Origin of the sequence: Sphingomonas sp. S2M10, assembly GCF_012650175.1 — a bacterium.
In the GTDB taxonomy this organism is placed as follows: domain Bacteria; phylum Pseudomonadota; class Alphaproteobacteria; order Sphingomonadales; family Sphingomonadaceae; genus Sphingomonas.
This window is the reverse complement of sequence record NZ_JAAILI010000087.1, coordinates 1-26,220: the sequence shown is the minus strand read 5'-3', so window position 1 is coordinate 26,220 and position 26,220 is coordinate 1. Positions and strand designations below refer to the sequence as shown.

Genomic DNA, 26,220 nt, shown 5'->3' with positions numbered 1-26,220 from the left:
CTCCCGCCCCCGCCCGCCGACTGGCCGACGACGGTGAGCGTGAGCCTGCCGATCGAATTCGCGCTGGAATGAGGCGACGGCGCATGCGTGCGGTGCGGACGATGCTCGCTTGGCTGCTGTGGCTGCCCGGCACCGGCTGGGCGCAGGCGCCCACGCCGACGCACCGCTTCGACATTCCCGCGCAGCGGCTCGCCACCGCGCTGGTCGCCTTCGGCGAGGCGAGCGGCGTCGACGTGCTGCTCGACGAGCCGCAGGCCGCCGATCGCCGCACCAGCCCGATCCGCGGCATCTATTCGGCGCCCGAGGCACTGACGCTGCTGCTCGGCGGCACCGGGCTGACGGTGCGCTTCACCAGCACCCATTCGGCGGTCGTCCTCGCGCGCGGCGCGGCGGCGGTGCCCCTGCCGACATCCGGCAGCGGATCGAAGACGAGCGCGATGCTCTCGCTCGACACGATGCGAGTCAGCGCGCCGCGCGTGATCGGCGGCGCGCCGCCATCCGATACCGGCGGCTTCGTGCTGACGCTCGCCGCCCGCATCCGGCGGCTGGTGATCGATGCCGGCGTGCTGCGCGACGGCGGTGCGGCCCGGCTGCGGATCCGCACCCGGATCGATGCCGAGGGGGTGCTCCGCGACGTGACTCTGGTCCGCTCCGACGGCGACGCCAAGCGCGATCGCCGCGTCCAGGCGCTGCTCGAAGGCGCGCCGCTTGGCGCGGTGCCGCCGCTGGGGCTGCGCCAGCCGCTGCTGTTCGAGGTCGCAGCGCAGTGACGCGCTCGACCCGCGACCTGCTGCGCCAGACGCTGGCGGCGAGCTATGGCAAGCTGCGCCAGCGGCTCGCCCGCAAGCTCGGCTCGGACGCGGCAGCGCAGGAGGTGCTGCACGAAACCTGGCTGCGCCTCGGCCAGGGCGGCGAACTGGGGCCGGTCGCCAACCGCGAAGGCTATGTCTATCGCGCCGCGATCAACACCGCGCACTCGATCAAGCTCGCCGACCAGCGCGCGCCCCACGCGCTCGATCTCGGCGAGGCGCACGAAGTGCCGGACGAGGCGCCCGACGCCGAACGCATCCTCGACGCGCAGGACCAGGTCCGCCGGGTCCATGCCGCGATCGCCGACCTTTCCGCGCGCCAGCGCGACGCCTTTCTCCACTGCGTGGTGCAAGGCCAGCCGATCGAAGCGGTCGCCGCGCGCCACGGCGTGACCGTCCGCACCATCCAGGGCGACCTGCGCGCGGCAATCATCCACTGCGCGCGGCGGCTCGGGCGAAAAGATATTCTCGCGGATCGCAGCTTCCGTGTGTCTAGGGAGTAGGAGGTTTGCGTTTGAACGACACTGCCCATCTTGGCTGCCATTTGAGGTTTCGATGCGATGATTTCCCGCGATAGCCTCGAACAGGACGTGCCGGCGCTGAAGCTGGAAGCGATCGACTGGGCGACGCGGATCAGCTTCGGCGGCATCGACGAGGCCGAGCGCGGCGCATTCGAGGCGTGGCGCACGCTGAGCCCCGCGCACGAGGCGGCGTTCGGAGCGGCGCTGGCGTTCGTGCGGCAGCTGGGCAGCATGCCCATCGATGCCGCAGCGGTGACGGACGGCCCGGACAAGGTCGTACCGATCGATCGGGCGCGCGCGCCCCGCATCGGCCGCCGCACTTTCCTTGGCGGCGGTGCGGTCGCGGCGAGCATTGCGGCGGGTGTGATCGCGGCGCGCTCGCCGCTGTCGCTCTGGCCCAGCCTGTCCGAATGGATGGCGGACGAGCGTACCCCGGCGGGTGCTCGCCGCACGCTGACGCCGATGGCCGGGGTTCAGGTCGAGATGAACTCGCGGACGAGCCTGTCGCGGATCGAAAAAGGCGTGCGGCTGGTGTCGGGCGAGGTGTTCGTGGCGGCGGCAGGCGCTACCCGCTTCACCGTCGAGGCCGGCGACGCGGTGGCGACCGCAGCCGCCGCCCGTTTCGACGTCCGCAACTATGACGGCAACCCCTGCATCACCTGCATCGAAGGTGCGGTGTCGGCGTCGATCCGCGGCAGCTCGGCACAGCTGCACACGGGCGAGGCATTGGCGCTGCGCGACGGCAGGGTCACCCGTATGCGGCTGGCCGGCAGCGTCGCCACCGCCTGGCGGCGGGGGCTGCTGATCTTCGACCAGACCCCGCTCGCCACAGCGGTGGCCGAGATCAACCAATATTATCCCGGCCGGATTGTGCTGCGCAGCACCGCCGACGGTCGGCCAGTCACCGGCATCTTCCATGTCGACCAGATCGAGACCGCGGTGGTGCAAATCCAGGCGCTGCAAGGCATGTCCGCAACGCGACTGCCCGGCGGCGTGGTTCTTCTCGGCTGATCCCGGGCGGAGCCGCTCAGTATGCCTGCTTGGGCGTAAGAAGCAGAATCTCCCAACGATCTGAGTGCCCAACACTTTCACTTCGGGTGCGCCAGTTCCTTGACCGGTTGAGATTTGGCACCTTTTTTGTTTCATCCGATTGAGTAAGGCCGAGAACCACCGAAACGCGGTCGTGCAGCCACACTACTCGTAGGTTCAACGTAACGGCCGGAGATCCCTCGACGAAGTGGCGAACGCTGCTTCTATCAATTTTTTTTTGCCAGGATTGCATGAGCTACCCGCGCGTCCGCTGAAGCGGGCAAGCGCGGCGGGCTCGTCGGTCTGGATGATCGATACGCCCGCGCCACAGAGCCGCCCCCATACCGCATCCGGGTCACGCAGCGCGTCGAGGTCGCTGAACCCGCCAAGGACAAAGCCGTCGAACAGCGTGTTCACCCAAAGCCGCACGCCCAGCGCGCGAGTGCGCGCCGCGATCGGCGCCAGCCGCGCCTCGGCGAGATAGGGAAGCTCGATCGCGATCGGGTGCCGCCTTGCGCCCATCTGTGCGTCGACGATCGCCGGCACATCGACCCCGCTGCCGTCGCCGCTGACCGGGATCACCGCGAAGGACACCCGGTCATACGGCGCGATCGCCGCCAGCGGCAGCGATCCCGTACCCGCGAAGGTTTTGACGATCACGCCGTCCTGCAAGCCGGCGCGCTCCACCTCGGCCACCACCTCCCCGTAGATCGCGTCCTTGACGTCGAGGTTGAGCAAGATGCGGCCCTTGGCATGGACCAGCATCTCGGTCAGCGTCGGCACGGTCTGATCGGTGACCACCTGCCCTGCCCCGCCCATGTCCTGCCGCAGATGCAGTGCCTTGATCTGGGCGAGGGTGAGGTCGCGCACCTTGCCATGGCCATCGGTGGTGCGGTCGACGGTCTCGTCATGCACCATGACCAGATAGCCGTCGCGGGTGCGGCGCACATCGGTTTCCATCACCTCCACGCCCAGGGCCACGCATTGATCAAGCGCCGCGACCGAGTTTTCGGGGACCGGCCCCAGACCGCGATACGGCGCAGCACGGTGGCAGCCGCGATGCGCGACGATGATCAGGCCGCCCTTGGGATCGCGCAAGCGGTGCATCATCTCCGTCGTATCGCTGGCGCGCGTAGCGGTGGGAAGGAGGGCGGCCGCGACGGCAGTCAGGAGGCAAACAAGCGGTTTCATGGAGCATTCCGTTCAAAGGCAGGCAATTGGGGAAGCCCGGCAGCGGACTTCCCCGCGCGGTTCAGCAGCAAGCGACGAAATCGCGCCTCACCATTTCTTGCTGACGATCAGCCGCACGTTGCGGCCGAACAGCGGGCGTCCGAAAATCGCCGTGGGCGTACCCTGGCCTGCCAGCCGGTCGCCGGCGGTGTTGCCCTCCGTCAGGCCATGCGCGTTGGTGAGATTGTCGCCGGCCAGCTGAATGCGCCAGTCGCCATGCTCCAGCATCGCGCCTAGGCCGAAATAGCCATAGGCGGGCAGTGCCGTGTTGTTGAAGAAATCGACGTAGCGGCGGGTGATATAGTCGTAGCGGCCATAGAGGCTCAGCCGGTCCGCGCCGAGGCGGAGGTCCAGCGTCGGTCGGACGTTCAGGAACAGCTTCGGTTCGCGCAGGATCTGCTTGCCGTTGGCCTGGCTGCCGTCGGCGCCAGTGTTGCTGCTGAAGTTGAGATATTTCGGATCCTGGACGGTTACCGATCCGGCCAGCGAGAAGGGACCGGCGATCTGCAGCTGGCCATCCGCTTCGACGCCCTTGTTCTCGGCGGTGCCGACGAAGTTGACCGTTTGATCGCTGCGCCCGGTCTGCGGGTTGAATGCGGTGAAGCTGGCGTTCAAGGGATCGAACTTGGTGTAGAAACCGGTGACATAGAGATACGATCGACCGAACGATGCCTTCAGGCCCGCTTCATACAGCCGCGCGTTGGTCGGTGCGAGCGACGGAGTCGGATAGGTGGTGGTCACCGATGCCGTCGCCGGGATCTCCAGCCGCGAGGCGCGGGCATAAACCCCGAGATGGCGGCTGAAATCGTAATTGGCGCCCAGCGTCCAGTTGGTCGCCTGGAAGTTGAGCTTGGCCGTTCCCACCGCACCGGTGAAGGCGCGGGTGGCATCGTCGGCGAGCGTCGTCGGATCGCCGAGATTGGCCGCCGTGGTGATCTGGCCGAAGCCGTCATAGCGATACCATTCGTGGCGGATGCCGGCATCGATGCGCAGCCGATCGGTCAAGTCCCAGGTATCGGCACCGTACAGCGCGATCACCTTCGCATCATAGCCCCCGGCGTTGAGCGAGGCCGCGTCGTTGAGCGATCCGCGATCGGTGACATAGCCTTTTACCGATCCATCTGCGCCATAGGCGACGAGATCGAGCAGTCGCGGCTGCGAGCGCACTTCCATCAGATAATTCTGGTAGACGGCGAACGAGGTCAGCCCCCACAGCGCGGCATAGCTGCCGATGCGAATGTCGTGGCTGCCCAGCCCGGTCTCGAACTTGCGGGTGACGCTCAGATCGCCCTGACCCGAATAGAAATCGGCACTGATCGAGCGATATTGCGCCTGCACCACCAGCCCCGATGCGGTGGCGGGATCATAGGCGGTCGCGCCGCTGGTGCCCGCAAGGGCATAGCCCATCCGCGTCACGCCGCTGCCAAACGCGGTCTGCGCGCGGGCAAGATAACCGCTGGCGAAGCCGGCGCCATCCACCGGATTCGAGGTGGAATACAGCGCGTCGAAATCGTTGCGGCCATCGGTGTAGCCGGCCTTGGCGGAGACGTGCCAGGCATCGAAATCGCCTTGGTAATCGAGCGCGACATTGCCGAAGCGCATATGCCGACCGTTGGCGAGATCGCCGGTGCGGCTCTGGATTGCGCCCGCCCCGTCGCGATACTTGATCGTCGCCGCCCGCAGCGCCGGGGTGTTCAGCGTGCCGGTGAAGTAATCGATATACTTGTCGAGGCTTACCGCGGTGTTGCGTGGATCGGCCGTCGGAATCGACAGATAGAAGAGATTGTGGTCGTTGGTATACTGGCCGGAAATCTTCAGCGTGCCATTGTCCAGCTCGCGCAGGATGTTCGCCCGGATCTGGCCACCCTTGTCCGACGGAAAGCCGTTGTCGCGATATCCGTCGTTGTAGCGATAGAAGCCGCCGACCGCGAAGGTGGTGCGCTTGCCGAGCGGGCCGGATTGATAGCCCTCCAGCCGATACAGGCCGGTGGTACCCAACGTAACCTGCGCCGCGCCGTGCGGGGTCTGCTCGCCGGTCACCGTGATGACGTTGACGATCGCCGCCGCGCCCGAGGCGTAGATCGGCGCCGGCCCGCCACGCACCACTTCGACGCGATCGGTCATCAGGTCGAAGCGATTCATGCCGTCGCCCTGATTGAAGAAGAAGCCGTCCAGCTCGTGGTAGAGCGGCAGGCCGTCCTGCTGGTAATAGAGATAGCCGCGATCGGTGGGGATGCCGCGCACGCGGGTGATGTTCTGCACCTCGCCGCCGGTCTGTTCGATATGGATGCCGGGCAGCGCGCCGACCAGCTCGGTCATGCTCTTCGGCGCGAGCTTCAGCACATCGTCCTGCGACAGGGTGTTCACGGCATAGGAGACGTCGAACCGGCGCTGCGCGCGTGCCGATCCGGTGACGACGATGTCCTGCGGCTGCTCCGCAGCGGACGCGGCAGGCGCCGCCTCCGTCTGCGCCTGCGCGGGCATCGCTGCCATCAACAAGGCGGGCACTGCGGCGCCCGCCAACCAACTCTGCTTCTTCATGTGCATTCCCCGTTCTTGCCTGATGCGGGGCGACTGACGCTGCTTCGTGACTCTTTTATTTGCTTACATGAAATTAAATGGAGTCAGGAGATCGCGGCCGTCACTGCGTGGATCGGCGCCATCGCGGCCCCGATCACGACCGCCCGGCTGCCCAGCGCGGAGGGCAACACCGCCGGCACCGGCGCCTGGTAGCCCTGATGCCGAGGCGCGCTCAGTTGCGCGATGCGGGCGGCGAGCCGCTGAAGGATGCTGGCCGGCAAGGCGCCGGACACGACGACCGCGCCCGGATCGAGCCAAACGGCCCCGCCGATCACCGCCTGTTCCAGTTGCATCGCGACCCGCTCAATCCACTCCGCGATCAGTGCCGCCTGCGGCTCCAGCAGGGCATCGACCTCGGACAGCGATTCGATCGCGACTCCCGCACCGCGCAGCGTGTCGATCAGATCGATGCCCGACGGACGCAGCACCGTGCCGGGGAACAGCTTGCCGATTTCGCCCGCATTGCCGTGGTCGCCGCGGAACAGCTCGCGCGCCGCGATAAGGCCGCCGCCGATGCCATGGCCGAGGAACAGCACCAGGATCGAGCGATAGCGATCGATGATGCCGGGCTGGTAATATTCGGCCAGTGCCGCCGCCGTCGCATCATTCTCGATCCAAATCGGCATGTCGAGCACATCGCCCAGCGTCTCCGCCAGCGGAATATCGCTCCACCCCGCCAGCCGCTGCACCACGGCGCGGCGATTGCGGTCGCCGTCCAGCGCATAGCCGGGTACCGCAACGCCGAGGCCCAGGAACCGCCCGCGCAAGAACCCGTGCTGCGCCACCAACGCGCGAAGGCGCGCATCGAGCGTACGGGCAAAGACGCGCGGATCGGGATCGTCAAAGGGCAAGGTATCGTGCAGCAACGGACGCCCGCGAAAATCGAGCAGCACCAGCTCGAGCCAGCCGGGATGCGCGGTAGCGCCGACCGACCAGCCCCCGCCCCCGGCGATTGCCAAGGGCACACTAGGTCTTCCCCGCACGCCTTGTTCGACCGGTGTCTCCTCGGCGATCAGATCCAGCGCGGCCAGTTGCTGCGTCACCCGAGTGATCGTCGCGCTGTTGGTGTCCAACGCCGCAGCGAGTTCGATGCGCGGCTGCGCGCCGGTAATGCGCAAGTGCAGCAGGACGCGCTTCTGCAACTCGGTGAGGATCAATTGCGGACGGGGCGCGGCGGGCATCCTCCACCGATATATTTTCATCGTGTCAGAAAAACGAACGCGTTGTGGCGCTTGTCATGCCGAATGACCAAGCGACACAGCTGTTTCGAGGCGAGCAGCGAACCGAACCTCAGCCGAGCGGGGATGTTAGTGACGAAGCGCGGCCCGTACACCTGGGCGGCAGGCCCCCTCCGCCGCGCCTTGGCATCGGATCCTTCGCCAGGGAGGACGGGCCATGGACGACAGCATGAGGACGGTGCCTGCGATCGCAAGGGCGGCGCCGATCCCGCACGGTAGCCGGCGCAAGGCGACGTCGCCAACCATGCTCGACCTTTCCCCTTGCAAAGACCTTTGCCGCCTGCGGGCAGCAAAGGCCTGCCGTCCCGCCAGCATCCGGCGCTAGGCGCGCGGCGGTCGCGAACGGACACGACACGCGCCTCGCACCTGCATCAGAAGCGCAGACGAACGCCGCCCGATACCGATTCCTGATGATCATCGGTACCGGTCTGCGACGAGGCGGTCGCGAATAGTTCGACCCCGTGCGGCAGGCGATAGCTCACGCCGCCCGCCGCCGTGCCAACCACGCGCGCCCGTGCCGCACTGAAGCCCTGTAACGCCAGCGCGCCCCCCGCATAGCCGCCCAGCGCGTCGGCGCGCAGTCCCTCGATCTGATAACGCACACCGAATGACACGAACGGCCGGAAAGCGGCGCCAGAAGCATTCGCGCGCCCGAAGGACAGCGCCCCGTCCGCAAAGCCCGCCACGTTGCGGTCGCGGCGGACGATCAACGCGAACGGGCTGCCGCCCTGCTCCGCCACACGGTCGCGAACGGTGCGGACATAGCTGATGCCGACCTGAGGCCGAACTGCCCAGTCGCCCTTCACCGAGAACTCCCGCGCAAGCGACCCATCGAACACCCAGCTGTGCAGATCATAGCGACCGCTCGCAACCCGCACCGGCAGTGTCCGCGTCGTCGTCGCCACGGTACCGATGTAGGAGACGGAACCGGCAACGCTCAGGCCGCCGTCGGTTCGTACGCGTGCCTGCACGCCGCCCACCGCGCTATTGGCGCGGGTACGGGCGGCGAGTGCATCCAGATACTGGCGGTCGTTGAGGTAGCCACCGAACGCGCCGATGCTCCATGACGCGTCGCCCACGCCGATCCCGCCGAGCAGCCCGTAGGTGCGCGAACGCGCTGCTACGCTGCCGGTAGTGGCGTCGTCGCTCAGCCGGTGCCATTGGCCCAGCATCGCGCCGAAGGTGAAGGCATGGGGTGTGTCGCCGCTCGCCGCAAAGCCCGGGCCGCGGGTGGCGGTGACCAGCGCCACCGCATCGTCGACCTGAGTCTGCACGGCGGCCGCATAGGCTTGCGGTGTCAACTGGGCAAAGGCTTGAGTATTGGCCACATCCCCGGCGCTGGCCAGCGTCGAGAGGCTGCTGAACAGCGCGCTGTCCGCGGGCTGAATCGCAAGCGTCGAGTTTAGATAGGCGATGCTGGCGCTAGTCTGCAAGGCGGCGCCCCCAGGAGCACGGAAGGCGCCGATCACGTCGATCGCGCCGCCGCGCACAACCACGATGCCCATCGGATCGCTCGGCTGCTGCACCGTGGTGAAGCTGCCGGTGATGCCGCCGGTTGCGGTAAACAGCGTGGTGAAGCTGCCCTGGCGCAGATTGCCGAGGCGAACGAGCTGTAGGGTGGCGCCCGGCGCGATCGACAGCGTGCCGTTAACCGCCAGCCGATCCGAGGCGGCTGCGGAGAGTTCGAACAGCGCGGTCGACGTGCTGCCCAGCGCCACATTGCCGTTGACGGTCATCGTGCCGGGAGACGCGCCCGGGCTGAGCGTACCGCCGACCGCGACGTTGCCGTTGACGATACCCGCCGAACCGAACGTCGCGTCCCGCCCGACCGTGATCTGCGGCGCGGTTAGCACCGAGCCCGCCTGGCCGACAAGCCGCCCGCCGGTCATGTCGATCGCGCCGAACACGGCGGTACCGCCGATCTGGGCGAAGCCGCTACCCTGGGCGAACCGCTGGAAGTTGCGAATATCGCCGAACAGTGCGGGCGCTGCTTCGCTGCCGCCGGAAACGGCAAAGCTGTTGGTGCCCGCGCCGCCATCGATCAGACCGCTGACGCTGCCGCCGCCATTCTGCACGAAGCGGTCATCGCCGTCGCCCAGCAAGACCGCGCCGGTGATCGTTCCGGCATTCTCTACCACATCCGCACCCACGCCGAGGACGACATCACCGGTGATGCTGCCCGTATTCGCCACGCGGTCATCGGCTGCGTCGCCCCAAACCGCGTAAGACATTATCCCGCCCTTGGCGCTGATCGTTCCGGCATTGGTGAGGAGAAGCGCGCTGTCAGTGACACCCACGCCGATGGCGCGATCGGCCTCCGCGGCAATCTTGCCCGCCGCGGCATTGACGACGGTGCCGGTCGTTCCTGCGGTGATGGAAATCGCCGTCGCGCTCGTCGACCTAGCCGTGTCCGTACTGGTGACGGTGGCCGATATGGTACCGCTGTTTGTGATAGTGGTAGCCGTGTAGTCACCGTAGACGGAGAGCGCCAAAGCGCTACCGAAGCTTGCGTCCGATCCTTGGGCGCTGATCGTACCGGCGTTGCTCACCTGCGCCGGCCCGGATGCGGGGCCGTTCGCGCCGATGGCGAGGGCTGGCACCAAACCGCTGCTCGCCATCGTCCCGCTGTTGGTCACGATGACAGCGCCCGGGGCGGCGCCATTGCCGTAATAGCCGATGGCGGCGTTAACGCCCCCGCGAATTGTACCGCTGTTGACGATGGCAAGACTGGTACTAGCGATCGTGGATACGTTCGCCGTCGGATAGAAGGGATACCAAGGATACGACGGATATTGCACATAGGACGGACTGAATACCGGCGCTGTGATGGTCCCGCTGTTGATGAACGCAAGCGCCGTGTCGCTCGAGAGGGACACCGTGGAACCATAAAGGTTGGCCGCACTGATGCTCCCGCTATTGGTGAAGCTTCCCACGGTAGCCGACACACCGCCGATCTTGCCGCTGTTGGAAAGCGATGTGAGGACCTGAGTCGGAAGGATGGCACTCAAGCCCGGCAGGTAGGAGAAATAGGGCGCGCCCGTGATCAGGCTTCCGCTCACGTCTGCCTGGTTCGCAACGCTGCCGTTGCCGATCACGTAAAGGTTGCCGGTCGCGGCGCCGGTGGTGGTCACGACCGTATCGGTGCCGGTCGCCTGAATCAGCAAGCCCTGGAAGTTGACGAGTCCGGACGTGCCGAGCGTGACAGTCTTGCTGGTGCTGAACGCGCGGCCGTAGGTGTTATTTCCGGCGCCGCCATCGATCGTGCCGGATACGCCAGTCGTGTCGCCGGTCTGCAGCAGCAGGTCGTCCGCGTCGCCGAAGCGCAGGTCACCATCGATCGTGCCGCCCGCCGCGACGAATGCGCTGCTGGAATAGGATCGCGTGACCGAGCCTGGATAATAGGGATAGCCATAGCCCATATCGACCGAACCGACGACCGTGCCCGCATTGACGAAGCTGCCCGAATAGAGCTGCACCGCGGTGCCGCCGGTGCCGCTGATCGAGCCGCCCGCCAGATTGGTGATCGACGCCGTGGTCGAGGTGCTGGTGCCGCCGATCGCGATGCCCCCGCTGCTGGCGATGGTGCCGCTGTTTGAGATTTGCCCATAATTATAGGCAACCACCGCGGTGCCGCCGACCTGGATCGTGCCGCTGTTGGTGAGATCGAACGCACCGGCGATGCCGGTGGCGCTGGCGCCACCCGTCGCCTGGCGGATCGTGCCGCTGTTGACGATCTGCGTTTTGGAGTAGCTGTAGCTGCCGGAAATACCGATGCCGCCGTCGAGCAGGATGGTGCCCGCGTTGGTGATGCTGGCCCCGCCGGTGATCGCGGTGGCGATGGGGTTGGCATTGCGATCGGTTACGCTGATCGTGCCCAGATTGGTGAAGCTGTCGCCTTCGGAGAGGCTCGCGCCTGCGGCCGAGTTGTAGTTGGTCGTGCTGGTTGGCCGCGTTACGGTGATCGTGCCGCGGCTGGTGATCGAAAGCGCGGCGCTGCTGCTGTTGCCACCCGATGCGCCCGGATAGCTGAGCACCGCGGAGGACTGGATCGCCGCGGTGTTGCTGACCGCAAAGTCGGCGTCCAGGTCGACGCTGCCGGTGCCGGCAAGCTGCACCGGCGTAGCCAGGGCCTGCGCCGTCGGCGCAGTGAGCGTGAGCTTGGCGCCGTTCGCCAGCTGATAGCCGACCTTGCTGAACGGTCCCACATTACCCGTTGTCAGCGTCGTGCTGGCATCGGCGTTCACGGCATAGCGCAGGCTGGAATTGCTGTCGGCGGTGACGGTGCCGGTGATGCCCGCAAAGGCACCGCTGCCGGTGTTGACGAGATCGGTGACCAGCGTCGCGCCGCTGAGCCGAAGATTGCCGTTGAGCGTGCCGCCGCGCAGCGCGAAATAGGTCAGGTTGTTGCCCGAGCCGAAGCCGTTGAAGGTCACGTCGCCGTTGATCGTGCCCGCATTGGCCACGCCGGCATTGAACGCGCTGACCGTCACCGCGCCGCCGGTACCGCCGTTCACCACGCCGCCGGCGCCGTTGATCAGATAGCCATAGGGCTGCACCTGCACGCCCACGCCCGGCGAGCCGATCGTGCCGGTGTTGGTGAGGTAGACGCTCGTGCTCACGCCCGCCGTACCGCCGCGGATCGTGCCGCTGTTGGACGCGGTGACCCCGACATTGCCGCTGAGCGTCGCGCCCGTGGTGCCGCCGATGATCGTGCCGCTGTTGGTCAGCACCGCATTGAACAGGTTCACGCCGTCGTTGGTCGCGGTGATCGTGCCGGTGTTGACGAGGTCGTTCGACGACATCGAAACGCCGCTGCCACCCGTCACCGTCACCGCCCCGTTGTTGACGAAGCGCTGGTTCGACAGCGTGATACCATAGCCGAAGTTGTAGATGGCGGCAGCGATCGCGCCGTCGTTGCGGAACGTCGCGCGGTTGAAGGAATAGTTGTAGTCGGTGACCGCGGCACCGTTGGTCGTGATCCGACCCTGGTTCACGACGGCGCCGTTGCCGCTCAGCACCAGCCCGGCGCTGCTCACATAGCCGGATCCCAGCGTCACCGTGGTACCCGCGGTCGGGTCAAGCAACAGGCGCTGAAAGCCGGTGAGCGGCGCGAAGTTCGCGTTCACCGTCGTGTCGGCGGTGAATTTCACCTGTTGGGTGTTGGTGCCGCCGCCCGCATTGATGCTGCCGGTGATGCCGGTCACCACCCCGCCACTGGCAGCGTCATAGCGCACGACCAGGGTATCGTCGCCCGAACCGAACAGGACCGATCCGTTGATCGTGCCTGCACTCGAATCGACGATGCTGCCGCTGTTGCCCGTCACGACATTGCCGGTCACCGTCCCGGCATTGACCAGCCGCAGATAGTTGCTGCTGACGATCGCGCTGCCACTCGCGGTGCTGATCTGCCCGCCGGCCTGGTTGTCGATATCGAGATAGGAGGCGCTGATTGCCGCCCCCGACCCGCTGTTGGCGATCGTGCCGCTGTTCTTCAGGCTGCTGATCGTCGACGACAGGATCGTCGCCGCCGCGCCGCTGGACTGGATCGTGCCGCTATTGGTCCAGGTGCCGCTCGAGATCAGATAGAAGTAGTTGGTGCCCGCTGCGCCCGGGGTGAACGCGCTGTTCGCGCCGCCGTCGATCAGCCCGGCGTTCGTCACCGTGCCGACGGGCCCCACGACGCTACCGGAAATCACGCCGCTCGCGCGGTTGGTGATCGTGTTGAAACCCGAATAGGTGCTCGTATAGCCATAGGGCGCCGCGACGACGTCGCCGCGCAGCGCGATGCCCGACGTGCCGCGCAGCGTGCCGGCATTGTCGATGTCGGTGATCAGATAGGCGAAGGTGTTGCCCACGGTGTGGCGCATCGCGAAAGCCGTATCGCCGGAGACGGAGGCACCTTCCTCAAGCTTGAGCGACAGGCGCGTGGTCGATCCGCCATAGGTGGAAGCAGCCCCGCTCAGCAACAGGATGCCGCTGCTCGTATCGCTGGCAACGCGGCCGCGCACCGAAATGGCGTCGGAGACCGAATAGCTGGTGTTCGCCACCTCGACAGTGACCGCAGGTGCACCGGCATTGGTGACCACCGCGTCGGCGCCGATGTCGAGCGTCGTATTGGCCGTAGTGATGCGAACGCCGTCCGTATCGGTGCCGGTGCAGGTAGTCGTGCCATCGGCGATGGTCGGCTCGGGTGCGCATTGTGCCTGCGCAAGCGACGGCACCAGAATCCCGCACGCCAGCGTGCTCGTGCTCAGCGCGAGCGCCAGACGACGCCGGCGCAACGACGACGCAAAGCCTACCATATTGTATTTCCCCCGATTCATAACTGCCCCGGCCGATAAAATGAATCTTTGTTGTAAAGTCCAGTGATTTACGACGTCTTCCGAACGTCACTCCGACATCTGCGCACAGCCGACGGCGACTGGACACGCATGTCCCCGCCCGTCTCGGCAGCGATGCGCGACGGAGCGCGCGATACCGGATCGTTGGTCCACCAACCGCAGCCAAGGTGACGGCGCTCGCCAGTCCGGGTTCGCCGGCGCCTTTTCGCCGCGCAAAAGATCATGGCGATGCCCGATACGCCGTCCACCGCCCGCTGCGCCCCCCAGCGACGTCACGCGCGTTCGATCGGATGCGGCATCGCTAGATGCCCGTCGTCGGACATCCGGCATGCCGGCGGAACGCCCGCGCGATCACGCTGGATTGGACGACCCTTGCGTCCAGAGCCCGCACGATGGCCTCCAAGCCGGCCTCAAGATCGGGCGTCGCCGCACACAGGAAGATATCCACGCACGCAGTACCATATTCCGGCCAGGTATGGATCGAGATGTGCGACTCCGCCAGTAGCGCGACGCCGGTCACGCCCTGCCCCGCACCAAAGCTGTGCAGGCGCACCTCGAGCAGCGTCGCGCCCGCTGCCGCTGCGGCCGCGACCAGGCAAGCCTCCACCTGCGTCACGTCGGTGAGACCCGCCGCATCCGCGAGATCGGCGATGAGGTGGTGTCCGATCACAGCAATGTTTCACTTGGATGCCGAAGCATCGCCATCGCTCCCTCGGCTGCCGCCACGCCGTGATAATGCGCCTCCTCGAACAGCGACAGGCCGCTCAGGTCCGAATGGGCGAGGAACAACGGCGGTTTCGCGCCGCCCCCCGCGCCCCGCGCCAGGAAACCGGGCGTCGGCCGGATCATCGCGTGGCCCCAGCGCCACAGCGCGATGTGCCGGATCGCCCCGTCCAGATCGGGGTGCATCGCCAGCAGATCGTCGCGCACCATCCGTTTCCACATGTCTGCCGGGCGTTCCAGCAGCAGGCGGCGCGCGACTGGCGGCGGCAGGTCCGACAGCGGCAGATACCAGGTGAGCACCGTGGCGGTGGGGTGCGCCTCCGCTGCCTGATGCGTCGCGACCACATAGCCGAGTGATTCGCTGGTGCTCGACACATTGTCCCAGGCGAGCGGCACCCCGCGTCCGCCCGGCAGGCGATCGACGGTCACGTTGGCGATCAGCCACGGCGCATAGGTGAACGCCGCGTCGCCCGGCACCGCCGGACAGATCCGCGCCGCGACGAAATGCGGCATGGCGAGGATCGCGGCCTTGGCGCGGGTGCGCACCGTAGCGCCGGCGGCGACGTCGAAGCTGTCCACCAGCACGCCCTCCCCATCCTGCGCGACATGGTGGACGATATGCCCCCGCGCGATCCGCTCCGGGAACAACGCCGCCATCCCGCGCGCCAGCCGGGCATTGCCTTCGGGCCAGGTCAACTCGTTGTCGCCGGCGCCATCCACGGTCCAGCCGCGCCGTCCCGCAAAATAATGCACCCCGGCCCAGGCGGAGACTTGCTGCGGCTCCGTGCCATAGTCGTCGCGCATCGCATAGCGGACATGCGCGCGCAGCACCGGCGAGCGCCACCCCTGCCGATCCAGCCAACTGGCGAAATCGATCCGGTCGAGCGCGATCAGGTCGGCATCGCTCGAGCTATAGGCCCTCGGCACCGCGAAAGCCGGCTTTCCGTCGCTCCCGATCCGCGCCGAATAGTCGGCCATGCACCGCTCGAACGCGGCGAGATCGGCGCGATCCTGCGCACGCAGACCGGTGCGGGGCACCAGCCCTTCCTGCCAGCGCCCCTGCCAGAACAGCCGCTCCTGCAGATCGGCACAGAGCTGCTCGGGATCGTACACCGGCACCCCGTCGCGCTCGCCGATCATCACGCCCAGTTGCCGCAGCAGATGCCGCACCGCCTTCGCCTCGCGATTGGGCACCGGCAAGTAATGCGCGCCCAGCGGATAAGCGGACACCGCGTTGCTGCCGCTGCGGGCATTGCCGCCCACCATATCCTCCAGTTCGAGCAGGCGGAAGCGCGTGAACCCGGCATCGTGCAGGCGCCAGCCGGCGGACAGGCCGGCGATGCCGCCCCCGGCGATCACCAGATCGATTTCGTCGAAGCGGCTGGGCGCCGGGAAGCCGCCGTCGCGCAGCCTATGTCCGCGCGCCAGATCCGCGCCGCCCAGCGTGCCGGGCGGCAGCGGCGCCTCCCGCTGCAGCGCCGCCGCGAGGCCGCCGCCGGCGAGCGCGACCGCCCCCGCCCCCAGCCCCAGCAGGGTTCGCCGATCAGCCTTCATAGCGGCTCCAGGCGTCGGCGAACTCGCGGACGAGGACCTGATTGTCGAGCCGGTTCACCGGCGTCGGCCGGCGCGCCATGTCCGGCGGGAAGGAGAACAGCGCGGCGTCGCCCGCCGGCGTGAGGAACCGTCCGCCGGCGGGGATGCGCGCGTCGACGGGGATCGGCCCCGCTGCCGCGAGCACGAAGCCCCATTCGCCGAAGCTGGGGACATAGGCATGATAGCCGCGCGTCTGCAGCCCGGCGGCTTCCAGCGTGGTCGCCACCGTCCAATAGGCCATCGGCGCGACCAGCGGCGAGGTGCTCTGCACCACCATCGCGCCGGCGGGCGCCAGCAGCCGGCGCACGGCGCGGTAGAAGGTTTCGGTGTAGAGCTTGCCCACCGAATAATCGACCGGATCCGGGAAATCGACGATGATCGCATCGAAGGATCCGGCGCGGGTCGCCGCCGCCTCCCGCGCCCAGCGGAAGCCGTCGGCATTGACCACGGTGATGCGGCGATCGGTCAGCGCCCCCTTGTTGAGCGCGGCCAGCATCCCGGTTCGGGAGAAGAGCGCGGTCATCTCGTCGTCGAGATCGACCAGCGTCAGGTGCCGTACTTCGGGATGCCGCAGCACCTCGCGCGCGGCGAGGCCGTCGCCGCCGCCCAGGATCAGCACGTTGCGCGGGTTTTCCACGCGGCCCAGCACCGGCTGCACCAGCGCCTCATGATAGCGATATTCGTCGCGCGAGGAGAATTGCAGATTGCCGTTCAGATACAGCCGCAGATCGTCGTCGCGGCGGGTGAGCACGATGCGCTGATATTTGGTGCTGACCGCGTAGATCACGGGCTCGCCATAGCTGGCGACTTCCGCCCAGCGCTGCAGCCGGTCCGACGCGGCAAAGCCCCCGGCGAGCGCCAGCAGGACGATTACGGCGGAGACCGTCTCGCTGCGAAACCGGCTCGCCCGTGGCAGCGCGAGCAGCACCGCCAGCGCCACGCCGGCGTTGAGGATGCCGAACAGGAAGCCGGTGCGGATCATGCCGAGGTGCGGCATCAGCAGCAACGGGAACAACAGGCTGGCGACCAGCGCGCCGACATAATCGAAAGTCAGCACGTTCGACACCGTCTCGCGGAAGTCGAACCCGCGCAGGATGCGGATCAGCAGTGGGATCTCGAGCCCGACGAGAAAGCCGATGCCCAGCACCAGCCCGTACAGCGCCACGCGGAAATGCTCGACCAGCGGGAACAGCACGAACAGCGCCGCCGCCGACGCGCCGCCCAGCACCGCGATCAGCAGCTCGACGCGGATGAACAGGCGCAGCTCGTCGCGGGTCACGTAGCGCGAGCACCAGCTGCCCAGCCCCATCGCGAACAGATAGGTGCCGATCACGGTCGAGAACTGGGTGACGCTGTCGCCAAGCAGATAGCTGGCGAGCGTACTGGCCAGCAGCTCGTAGATCAGCCCGCAGGTGGAAACGACGAAGGCAGAGGCGAGCAGCGCCGCGGCCGGGGCCGACGCGCGGGTCTTCGGGCCGGCGGGGTCGCCTTCAGCCATGGATGGCGGCGGCGACGATGATCGCGAGCCCGATCGCGATCGCGCCCGAGAAGATCGCGACGGCGACGTTCTGCTTGTCGCGGATCTCCTCCCACAGCTTTCCCGGGGTCAGCAGGTCGAGCACGACGAAGCCGATCACGAAGACGAGGATGCCGACCACGGCATAGAGCAGCGTGGCGAGCAGCGCCGGAAGGGTAGTGACCATGATGCGTCCTCCTATTTGTGGTGCGGTCCGTAGAACCCGGCATGGCCGCCGCTGCCATAGCCACGCGCGCCGGCGGCCCGCCCGCCCTCGGCGAAGGGCGACCATCCGAAGATCGTCGCGACGAGAAACAGGCCGACCACGGCGAGCGACCAGAGCGCGTAGAGAAAGCTGCGCATATCCATCAACTGCTGCCCTCCGATGCGAAATCGCTCTCGTCCTTGCGCGCCTTGTCGAAATGGAGGTGCAGCAGCAGCGCCACCAGCCAGGGCAGCGCGAGCAGCAAGGCCGCGAACACGACGTTCGACCCGTACAGGGTCGCGCTGCCCACCTCGACGACGACCTGGGGCGTGTTGGTCGGCTCCATCCAGCCGCCATCGGGATAGGCGGTGCCGTCCCGGCTCCAGCGATTGCCCTTGTAATCGACGACCAGATCATAGTCGCCGGCGGGCACGCTCGCGATCGAGACGTCGGAATCGCGCGAGCCTTCGGTCCAGGCCCCGTCCGAGTCCACGCCCTCATAGCGCTCGGCGGCACTGGAGGCGGCATAGACGCGCTGGTCGCGGCGATCGACCAGGCTGTAGTCGAGATCGACCCAGCCATTCTCGAGGCGCGGCACCGTGGTGCGCACCCGCACCCGCTGCCACCGCGCGTCCAGATGCAGGGGGCCGATCGTCGCGGTCTGCTCGCGCCCGTCCACCGCCACCGGCAGCGCTTGCGAGGCGATCCAGTTGGTGCCGCTCAGCACGATCGATAGCGCCAGGACGAACGCCAGTGCGAGGCCGCCGATCATCCCGCCCCTGCCCAGCCAGGCGCCCCAGGGCGACGGCTGGTGCGGCAGCGGCGGCCACACCTTGCCCGCCGGAGCGACGCCAAACGCCGCGATCACCTGCTGCTCGGGCAGCCACTGGCTGAGCGTCCAGCTTTCCTCGCGATCATTGGTTTCGCGCGAGAGCATGAAGCCGGGTCGCACCCAGTCGCGACCGTGAACGGTCTCGCCTACCGCGACGCGCCAGTAGAACTCGCCGACGACCCGATCCACCTGCGCCGTGCCCGCAAAGAAGCGGGTATAGGTGTGGCCGTCGAGCGCGTAGTGCGCATAGGTCAGCTTGTCAGGAACGCGGGTGAGCATGGTACCGAAGCTCCATCCGCCGCGCGCGTTCACGAGCCAGCGATAGCCGTGATAGGGATTGAACAGCAGATATTCGTCCCAGCGATAGTGCCCCCCCTGCGAGCGCTGGAGATAGCCGATCGCCTCCCATTCCACCCCGAACAGCGTCCCGCGCGTGCCCAGCGGAAGGCCCAGCGGAAGGCCCAGCGTCGCCTGCACCGCCTGGGCCTGGGTGACCAGCTTCACCAGCCCGTCCGTCGTGTCGAGGATCGAGCCGCAATATTGGCAGCCGACATGCACGGTATAGCCGGCCGCGCGCAGTTCCACCGTCCCGCCGCAGTTCGGGCAGGAAAGCGCTCGCACCGCCGGCGCGGGCGGCGCGGCAAGGGGGGCGTCAGGCTGCATAGTCGGGCAATGCCCATCCTTCGATGGCGCGAAGCCCGCGCGGCGCGAGTTCGGCGAGAGTCACGTAGCGCCCCTGGTAGAAGCTGGCCGTCTTGCCGTCGCGCTGGAGGCTGGCGCACGCGCCGTCGGCACCGCGCAGATCGACATTGTAGACTTGCCAGCCGCTCGGCGCGACGAACGGCAACTCTCCCTCCGCGGTGATGCACAATGCCTGGCGCGCATCGGCGATGAACAGCCTGCGCCCGAACAGTTCCACCTTCTGGCCGACCTGCGCCGCCTCCCCCTTCGCGATCGCCCGCAGGGTCGTCGAGCGCACATCCCCGAAGGCATGTTCGCGCAGCAGCATGAATTGGCCCATCGCTTCGCCCAGCCAGGCGGTGCCGCCGTCCGCGAACAGCAGCAGCCACTCGTTCCAAGCGCCGTCGGTCCAGCTCCAGCGCACCCGGCCGATCACGTCGAACGACTGCCCCCCCTCGGTGCCGCGCATGCCGATCTGCACCGGGCTCACATCGAAGGGCAACGCGGCGGCGATACCGAACTGGGCGAGCCCGGCATCGCTGCGCACCAGCATGGTGCGGCAGGCGTCGCACACCCGGCTGGGCAATGCCGGCGAGCGGAACACCACGTCCGCGCCGCAATTCGGGCAGGGCAGATGCAGGCTCATCGGCGGGTCAGCGGATGCGGCCGAGCAGTTCGGCCTTCTTGGCGTCGAACTCTTCCTGGGTGAGCGCGCCGATCGTCAGGAGGCGGTGCAGCTTCTCGATCTGTGCCGCGGCGTCGCCGTCCGGCTGGGCCGTCGCCGCCTGGAAGCGTGCAAGCGCATCCGGATCCCCGGCCGCGCGCATCGCGCTCGCTTTGTCGACCATCGCCTGCACCTCCTCGGGCAAGGACAGGCTTTCGATATAGAAGCTCGTGCAAACGAGCCCCCATTGCGCGAAGGCGGGATCCACCGCCACCTTGAGCCGATCGGAAAGCGCCGCCTGGCTACCCGCCAGATCGGCGAAGGCGACTTCGCCCCCGCCAAGCGCGGCCGCAATCGCGGTGGCGATCGCCGCACGCAACTGGGGCTCGATCTCGGCAACCGTCAGCCGCTGGAGCGATCCGACCATCTTCACCGCAAAGGCCGGCACCTGCTCGACCCGGAAGCTGTAGGAGCCGAACGCGCGCACGCGCACCGGGCCGAACTCCGGATCGCGCACGGTGATCGGCTGCGCGGTGCCCCATTTGAGGCCCGACTGCTCCTTCTGGCTGAAAAACACCACGTCCGCCTTGAAGGGCGACGCGAACCCCTTGTCCCAATTCAGCAGCGCGCTGAGCACCGGCAGGTTGCCGGTTTCGAGCGTGTAGAGACCGGGATGGAAGGCGTCGGCGAGCTGTCCCTCGCGATAGAAGAGCGCGATCTGCCCGTCGCGCACCGTCAATTGCGCACCATTCTGGATTTCGCGCCCTTCCATGGGGTGGCGCGCGGCGAGCGTGCCGGGCTGGTCGACCCAGTCGATCACGTCGACGAACTGCTTCGACAGGAAATCGAAAAGCCCCATGCACCGCTACCCCCTCGGAAAGGCTATAGTCGAGGGGTGTGCGGCAACACAAGAAAGTGTCGCGCAGGACCGGCAGTCAGGCTCAGGACCCTGTGCACCGCCGAGACGCCTTGGCGACGGCGCCCTTGCACACCGGCAAGCCGCAAGACGATCGTGCAATCGAAGGCAACGATCGGGGCGTCATTTTCTTCAAACCACGAACAGGGCCGCCATCCTATTTGCGAAGACGAAGTCGACGCAAATACCGCTATGGTTATCCGACAGTCTATGTCATATCAGCATTGGGCGGCCAAAGACGGGGATCTCATGGCTGGGGGCGGAAACAGCTGGCAGAATCGAATGGCGCCGTTGATGGCAGGCGCCGTGGTCGTGACAGCGGTGTTCTTCGCCGTGGTGATGCTGGTGCGTTTCGCGTCCATCGAAGGGACATTGCAGGAGCCACCCGCCGCCGGACTCGTCATTCCCTGGAGCAAGCAGGGCCTCGCCCCGGAGACATGGCGGGATCAGCAGGAACTTGCGAAGACCGAGGCGACCTTCGCGCTCGAACGCGAGTTGATCGCACGCCGCTACCGCGTGGCGAACACCGTCATGTCGCTGCGTCTGTGGACGCGGCTGATGGGCTTCCTCACCGGCATGATCCTGGCGATGGTCGGCGCCGCGTTCGTGCTCGGCAAGCTGACGTCACCCGAAAGCGAAATCGCCGGCGGCGCCAGCGGTGCCACGATCAGCATCAAGAGCGCCTCACCCGGGATCGTCATGGCGGTGCTGGGCACGGTGCTGATCGGCATCACGCTGGTCATTCCCGTCACTACCGATGTGCGCGACGCGGCGGTCTATTTCGGCCATCCCGGCGATCTCGGGATCGACGCGACACCCCCTACCGACGCAGCCGATCCGGCAGCGAACGCCGATGTCCGCCTGCGCGCTCCCCCCGGCTCCACCTCCACGCAATGAAGAGGCGACCGATGCTTCGTCGATCGATCCTGACCGCCGGCGCGCTGATATTGGCGTTTTTCCCGGCAGTGGCGCAGATGCAGGAACTGAACCGCGCCTATCAATTGTTCGACCGACATCGATGGGTCCAGGCGCGCGACGCCGCGCGGGCGGTTCTGGCCGCCAGCGGGCGGAACTACAGCGCCGAGTTCATCGTCGCCGGATCGGAGTGCCAGATCCACCCGCATCGGGCGAGCAACGCCATTCCGTTCCAGCGTATCCTGGCCGATTACAGGCTGTCCGACCGGCAGAGAAACAGCGTGCGGAAGTGGATGCAGGACTGCACCAGGCCGGCCCCGCCGCGGCAGCCGCAGCAAGCGGGCGTCAGCGCCCAGGGACTGAGCGTCGGCCCCGATACCCGCGTTGCGGACCCCAATGGGGCGCCGCCGCTGCGCGATGCGCCGCGTTCGCCCGCGGGCGCATCGGCACCCGTCATCGGCCGCATCGTCGCTCGTCCGGCCGCATCGGTTTCCGCAGACCGCTGTCGCGCACCATTCACCTGGCGGCTCGCCTTTCCGGGCGACCATGTCTGCGTCACACCCGAGGTGCGGTCCGACGCCGCGGACGATAATGCGCGTGCCGCCGAGCGCCGCAACCCCAACGGCCCTTATGGTCCGATGACCTGCATCAACGGCTATGTTTGGCGTGAAGCGCGCGATGGCGATACCGTCTGCGTCCTGCCCCAGCGGCGCGATCAGGCCGCTGCGGACAATCGCGCCGCCGCCTCCCGGCGCCTCCAGCCATAGCCGCCGCCTCCGCTGGCCCTGGCTGACGCATGCAAAAAGGGCGGCGCCGTTGCCGGCACCGCCCTTTCTGGAAAGCATTTCCGACGCCGTTAGGCGGCGGCAACCTTCGCGCTGGCGCGACGACGACGCACGGCAGCGCCGGCGAGGCCGGCACCGGCGATCATCATGCCCCAGGTGGCGGGCTCGGGGATCGGGCTCGGCGGCGAAGCGAAGCTGAAGCTGCCCGAGATGTCCGAACCAGCGCCACCGGCCTGGTTGAAGGTGAACTGGATCGAAGCCTTGCCCATGTCATAGCCCGATGCAGCCGCCGGGGTGAAATCGCCCAGCGTGTAGATCGTGACATAGTTGGTGCCGGTCGCGACCGAAGCGACCTCGCCGGTGAACGAACCGAAGATCGCGTTGAACGTCACGGCCGCACCCGAGGTCGCGGTGACCGACGAGGTGAAGAAGCCCGTGAACAGGCCGATCGACGACAGGTCGCCGCTCGAACCCAGAACGGCGCTGCCGCCGTTGCTGAAGGTGCTGCCGGCGCCGATCGCCGACGTATCGCTCGCAACATTGACGAGACCGGCCGAGAAACCGCCGAGCACGGTCGCCGCCGAAGCGGTCGCCGGAGCTGCAACCGCGACGGTCGCAGCAGCCAGCAGGGTGAGAACACGAGTGCGCATAAAACCCCCTAAATGGTTAACAGACCGACGGGATGCCGGCAGCGCCCTACTTCACGGAAATGCCGCTGTCGTCAATGACAATATAGGCCCGATACAGGACAGTGAAGTTGGGAAGCAGGCATGTACCTCATTTTGCACGATATACCTGGATACCCAAAAAGGTTCCCTTTGAAATCTCAAGATTTAATCCGCAGGAGATGCACCGTAATATTGTATCTGCACGTTCATGCAGATTACTTATACTCTTGCCTGCTTGTTTCCCGCTTTACCGCTGACTCAATGTACTTGAGACTTTCAACCATGGCGATGCAGTATTCATGAGATTATTACTTGCCACCATCGTTAAAAGAATGGATGCGGCACCTTAACGCTTTTTTAACCTTTGTGTTCCCGTGGGTGCAGACGCCATATACGCAAATCAAAATCCCTGTATATGCTGGATATACAGTTGAATTTTATTTATATCTTGATGCGCTTTCGAAACGTTATAGCACTATCAATTTAGATTAGGTGCTTTCCATTAATCGGGCAGACACTTTCGGCGCACTCTTCGCAAGAAATCGGCAACGGGCATTTTTAATTCTTTGTCGTACAGATAAAGCCAGGAAACCTACCTCGATATGGCGGATTTTGGCGAAATCGCCGCGCGCTCCAGGGCGCCGACAAGGGCGTTTTGAAGAACCATCATTCACAAGGGTCCAGCCGCAAGAGCGCTGCGCTTCCGAAGCTACCAGCGCCAAGGCGCTCGTCGCGTGCGGGTGATGGGTATCGGCATGCCGCCAGCGGCGGCGGCGGCCACGTGCGCGCGCGCCGCAGGTGGACGGCCTGGCACATACCCTCCGTCGGTCCCGTGCCTCGTCGCGATGATCAGGGTAGCAAGGCCGGCTGGGAGGCGCAGAGGTCCGCGACCGGCGAAAGCCCGGGTCGCACCGTGCGTGGCCAGGGCGCTATCTCGCTGGCATAGCGTGTCTCGGCGGCGCCATAGGAGGATCCGGCAACCAGCGTCAGTCGCTGGCGATCGCAAATGGTGAGGCGCGCGCGCTCGCACCGAAGGATCTTCTCGCCTTCAAGCACGTGGAAGCAATCGGTAACGCTGGCCCGGCGCGTGTAGAGCGCGCGCGCGACCTCGTCATGGGTCAGGACCAGCGTGTCGCCTTCGCTTCGATCGTGCAGCATCAGGATCCACCGGGCGACGCGGCGTTCCAGCGTGTCGATGGTGTTGGAGCCCAGCATCGAGGCCATCTGCTCCAGGAAATTATCCGCGTAGCGCAGCAGATTCGCACGGAGCGTCGGGCTCTTCGCGCACGCTTCCAGCAGTGGCCGCGCCGCGATGGCCAGGGCGGTCCCCCCCTGGAGTTCCGCCGCGGCACAAGTGAAGCTTTCGGTCACCCCCATCAGCAGCGACCAGCCGAGCATCCCCTCGTGGCCCACCAGGCCCAGGGCCGGCTGACGATCGCCGCGCAGCGCATGGCGCACACAGAACACCGCCGTTTCCGGGAAGATCAATTGTATCGATCCGCCGGCCGGGCGGTCCACCTCGTCCCCGGCACCGAAGTGCAGGCGAGACAGATGGGGGATTAGCAGCCACGCATCGCTTTGCGGAAGAGATCGCAGCAGCAGATTGCCGCGAATGTCCGGCGCATAGCTAGCGTTGGTTTTCTGCATCCGCTCGACCCTCTTCTCATTGCCTGCAAGCTTCGCAATGCGAGCCGCCACGGATGCACGAAAACGACCAGCGCGAGACATTTTGTACGACACCGTACCTAACGCGCGGCGAACCGGAACTGCTTGAAAAGGCCCGGGGTTGCGGGACTGCTACTCACCAGGGAGGCATTGCCGTGAACCAGGAAGTCGAGCTGATCGAGGCCTTTGAAAAACAGGCCGCCCGCCGCAAAGATCGTCGTGAATTCTTCAAGGCCTTCGCACTCACCGCCGTCGCCGGCGGTGGTCTGGCGATGGCGACGAGCGTCCAGCGGGCAGCCGCGCAGGCGACGCTTACGGACGGAGACGTCCTCAACTTCGCGCTCAATCTCGAATATCTCGAGGCGCAATTCTACGCCTACGCCGCAAACGGAGTCGGCCTGTCCGCCGACCTGCTCACCGGCCCGGGGAGAATAGGCACCGCCGTGGGTGCACGACAGGCCACGTTCAAGGATCCCGCGGTTGCGGCCTATGCCCAGGAAATCGCCGCAGACGAGCGCGCGCATGTCGCCTTCCTGCGCAATGCCATCGGCGCGACGGCGGTGGGCCAGCCGCAGATCGATATCGGCGTTTCGCCGACCAGCGCCTTCTCCAACGCGGCACGCGCCGCAGGGCTGATCGGCGCCGGCGAGTCGTTCGACCCCTATGCCAGCGACGAGAACTTCCTGCTCGGCGCGTTCATCTTCGAGGACGTGGGCGTCACTGCCTATAAGGGCGCCTCGCCGCTGATCACCAACAAGGTGTTCCTCGAGGCGGCAGCGGGCATTCTGGCGGTCGAGGCCTATCACGCGGCGCTCGTCCGCACCACGCTCGACGCCAAGGGCATCGCCACTCCCAGCCTGATCGACGCCACCGAAGCGATCTCCAACGCGCGCGACAGTCTGGACGGGTCCAGCGACGACGACCAGGGCATCCGGGCGATCGGCACCTCGAGCAACATCGCCCCGCTCGATGCCAACGGCCTCGCCTATAGCCGCTCGACCGGCCAGGTCCTGAACATTGTCTACCTGAACAAGGCGGCCGTCACTGCCGGCGGATTTTTCCCCAACGGCGTCAACGGCACCATCGTCACTAGCGCAGCGAACTGATCGCTCGGTCACAGGGAAGGCTTCCATCATGAACCACGATATCGTTCTGCAAGTCCTGGACGCATGCGACGCGCGCCGCGCCGAACGCCGGGCCTTCATCAAAAACGCGGGCTTCGCCGCCGCCGGTGCCACCATGCTCGCCGCCTGCAGCAGCAATGACGACGGCCCAGGCTCGATGATCACCCCCACCCCGACCCCGACAC

Annotated in this window: 20 protein-coding genes; 6 read left to right on the top strand and 14 right to left on the bottom strand. The window is 66.7% G+C overall.

All coding sequences use genetic code 11. The annotated features are described in order from the left end of the window. Window positions 1-83: 83 nt before the first annotated feature. Genes S2M10_RS21865 through S2M10_RS21855 form a run of 3 tightly spaced genes read left to right on the top strand, consistent with a single transcriptional unit; the run spans window position 84 to window position 2,341 of the window. A complete protein-coding gene (locus S2M10_RS21865; protein WP_168847980.1) occupies window positions 84-770 on the top strand; it encodes a hypothetical protein in 687 nt (228 codons plus the stop codon). Further along, complete coding sequence (locus S2M10_RS21860) at window positions 767-1,312, top strand: RNA polymerase sigma factor (protein WP_168847979.1); 546 nt, start codon at window positions 767-769, stop codon at window positions 1,310-1,312. The genes S2M10_RS21865 and S2M10_RS21860 overlap by 4 nt, the downstream gene beginning before the upstream one ends. A gap of 57 nt (window positions 1,313-1,369) precedes the next feature. Then, window positions 1,370-2,341, top strand: a complete 972-nt coding sequence (locus S2M10_RS21855; protein ID WP_168847978.1) for a FecR domain-containing protein — start codon at window positions 1,370-1,372, stop codon at window positions 2,339-2,341. A gap of 195 nt (window positions 2,342-2,536) precedes the next feature. Here the strand turns inward: S2M10_RS21855 and S2M10_RS21850 are convergent, their stop codons facing one another. The 12 genes from S2M10_RS21850 to S2M10_RS21795 form a co-directional block, all read right to left on the bottom strand. Then, a complete protein-coding gene (locus S2M10_RS21850) occupies window positions 2,537-3,550 on the bottom strand; it encodes a glycerophosphodiester phosphodiesterase family protein (protein ID WP_168847977.1) in 1,014 nt (337 codons plus the stop codon). 87 nt (window positions 3,551-3,637) lie between these two features. Continuing rightward, window positions 3,638-6,073: a TonB-dependent receptor gene (locus tag S2M10_RS21845; protein ID WP_247650963.1), complete on the bottom strand. Its 2,436-nt coding sequence runs from the start codon at window positions 6,071-6,073 to the stop codon at window positions 3,638-3,640. A 140-nt stretch (window positions 6,074-6,213) separates the two neighbouring features. Continuing rightward, complete coding sequence (locus S2M10_RS21840; protein ID WP_247650961.1) at window positions 6,214-7,350, bottom strand: ROK family protein; 1,137 nt, start codon at window positions 7,348-7,350, stop codon at window positions 6,214-6,216. A gap of 428 nt (window positions 7,351-7,778) precedes the next feature. Continuing rightward, window positions 7,779-13,709 (bottom strand): autotransporter outer membrane beta-barrel domain-containing protein, encoded by a 5,931-nt coding sequence (locus S2M10_RS21835; protein ID WP_168847974.1) that lies wholly within the window; start codon window positions 13,707-13,709, stop codon window positions 7,779-7,781. A gap of 340 nt (window positions 13,710-14,049) precedes the next feature. After that, window positions 14,050-14,418 carry an adenosylmethionine decarboxylase gene (speD, locus tag S2M10_RS21830; protein WP_168847973.1) on the bottom strand — a complete coding sequence of 123 codons (369 nt, stop codon included), beginning with the start codon at window positions 14,416-14,418 and terminating at the stop codon, window positions 14,050-14,052. After that, on the bottom strand, window positions 14,415-16,025 hold the full coding sequence (locus S2M10_RS21825; protein WP_168847972.1) for an FAD-dependent oxidoreductase: 1,611 nt from the start codon (window positions 16,023-16,025) through the stop codon (window positions 14,415-14,417). Before S2M10_RS21825 ends, speD begins: the two co-directional genes overlap by 4 nt. Beyond that, window positions 16,015-17,562 carry a polyamine aminopropyltransferase gene (locus S2M10_RS21820; RefSeq protein WP_168847971.1) on the bottom strand — a complete coding sequence of 516 codons (1,548 nt, stop codon included), beginning with the start codon at window positions 17,560-17,562 and terminating at the stop codon, window positions 16,015-16,017. Before S2M10_RS21820 ends, S2M10_RS21825 begins: the two co-directional genes overlap by 11 nt. After that, entirely contained in the window at window positions 17,555-17,767 is a 213-nt protein-coding gene (locus S2M10_RS21815) for a DUF350 domain-containing protein (RefSeq protein ID WP_168847970.1), read from the bottom strand. The genes S2M10_RS21820 and S2M10_RS21815 overlap by 8 nt, the downstream gene beginning before the upstream one ends. Window positions 17,768-17,778: 11 nt before the next feature. Continuing rightward, window positions 17,779-17,949 (bottom strand): hypothetical protein, encoded by a 171-nt coding sequence (locus tag S2M10_RS21810; protein ID WP_168847969.1) that lies wholly within the window; start codon window positions 17,947-17,949, stop codon window positions 17,779-17,781. Then, entirely contained in the window at window positions 17,949-19,280 is a 1,332-nt protein-coding gene (locus S2M10_RS21805) for a DUF4178 domain-containing protein (RefSeq protein ID WP_168847968.1), read from the bottom strand. The genes S2M10_RS21810 and S2M10_RS21805 overlap by 1 nt, the downstream gene beginning before the upstream one ends. Continuing rightward, window positions 19,270-19,944, bottom strand: coding sequence for a DUF4178 domain-containing protein (locus tag S2M10_RS21800; protein WP_168847967.1), 675 nt, complete (start codon window positions 19,942-19,944; stop codon window positions 19,270-19,272). Before S2M10_RS21800 ends, S2M10_RS21805 begins: the two co-directional genes overlap by 11 nt. 7 nt (window positions 19,945-19,951) lie before the next feature. Beyond that, the gene (locus S2M10_RS21795; protein ID WP_168847966.1) at window positions 19,952-20,821 is read right to left on the bottom strand and encodes an SPFH domain-containing protein; all 870 of its coding nucleotides are present in this window, start codon (window positions 20,819-20,821) and stop codon (window positions 19,952-19,954) included. 351 nt (window positions 20,822-21,172) lie between these two features. On the opposite strand from S2M10_RS21795, the gene S2M10_RS21790 reads away from it, so the two are divergent. Both S2M10_RS21790 and S2M10_RS21785 read left to right on the top strand, forming a co-directional pair. Beyond that, complete coding sequence (locus tag S2M10_RS21790; protein ID WP_168847965.1) at window positions 21,173-21,775, top strand: hypothetical protein; 603 nt, start codon at window positions 21,173-21,175, stop codon at window positions 21,773-21,775. Window positions 21,776-21,786: 11 nt separating this feature from the next. Then, window positions 21,787-22,560, top strand: coding sequence for a hypothetical protein (locus tag S2M10_RS21785; RefSeq protein WP_168847964.1), 774 nt, complete (start codon window positions 21,787-21,789; stop codon window positions 22,558-22,560). A gap of 89 nt (window positions 22,561-22,649) precedes the next feature. On the opposite strand, the gene S2M10_RS22880 is transcribed toward S2M10_RS21785, so the two are convergent. Continuing rightward, entirely contained in the window at window positions 22,650-23,228 is a 579-nt protein-coding gene (locus tag S2M10_RS22880) for a PEPxxWA-CTERM sorting domain-containing protein (RefSeq protein ID WP_247650960.1), read from the bottom strand. A gap of 867 nt (window positions 23,229-24,095) precedes the next feature. Further along, window positions 24,096-24,893, bottom strand: a complete 798-nt coding sequence (locus S2M10_RS21775; RefSeq protein WP_168847963.1) for a Crp/Fnr family transcriptional regulator — start codon at window positions 24,891-24,893, stop codon at window positions 24,096-24,098. A gap of 173 nt (window positions 24,894-25,066) precedes the next feature. Between S2M10_RS21775 and S2M10_RS21770 the strand changes: the two genes are divergently transcribed. Continuing rightward, complete coding sequence (locus S2M10_RS21770; RefSeq protein WP_348770657.1) at window positions 25,067-26,017, top strand: ferritin-like domain-containing protein; 951 nt, start codon at window positions 25,067-25,069, stop codon at window positions 26,015-26,017. The last annotated feature ends 203 nt before the right edge of the window (window positions 26,018-26,220 follow it).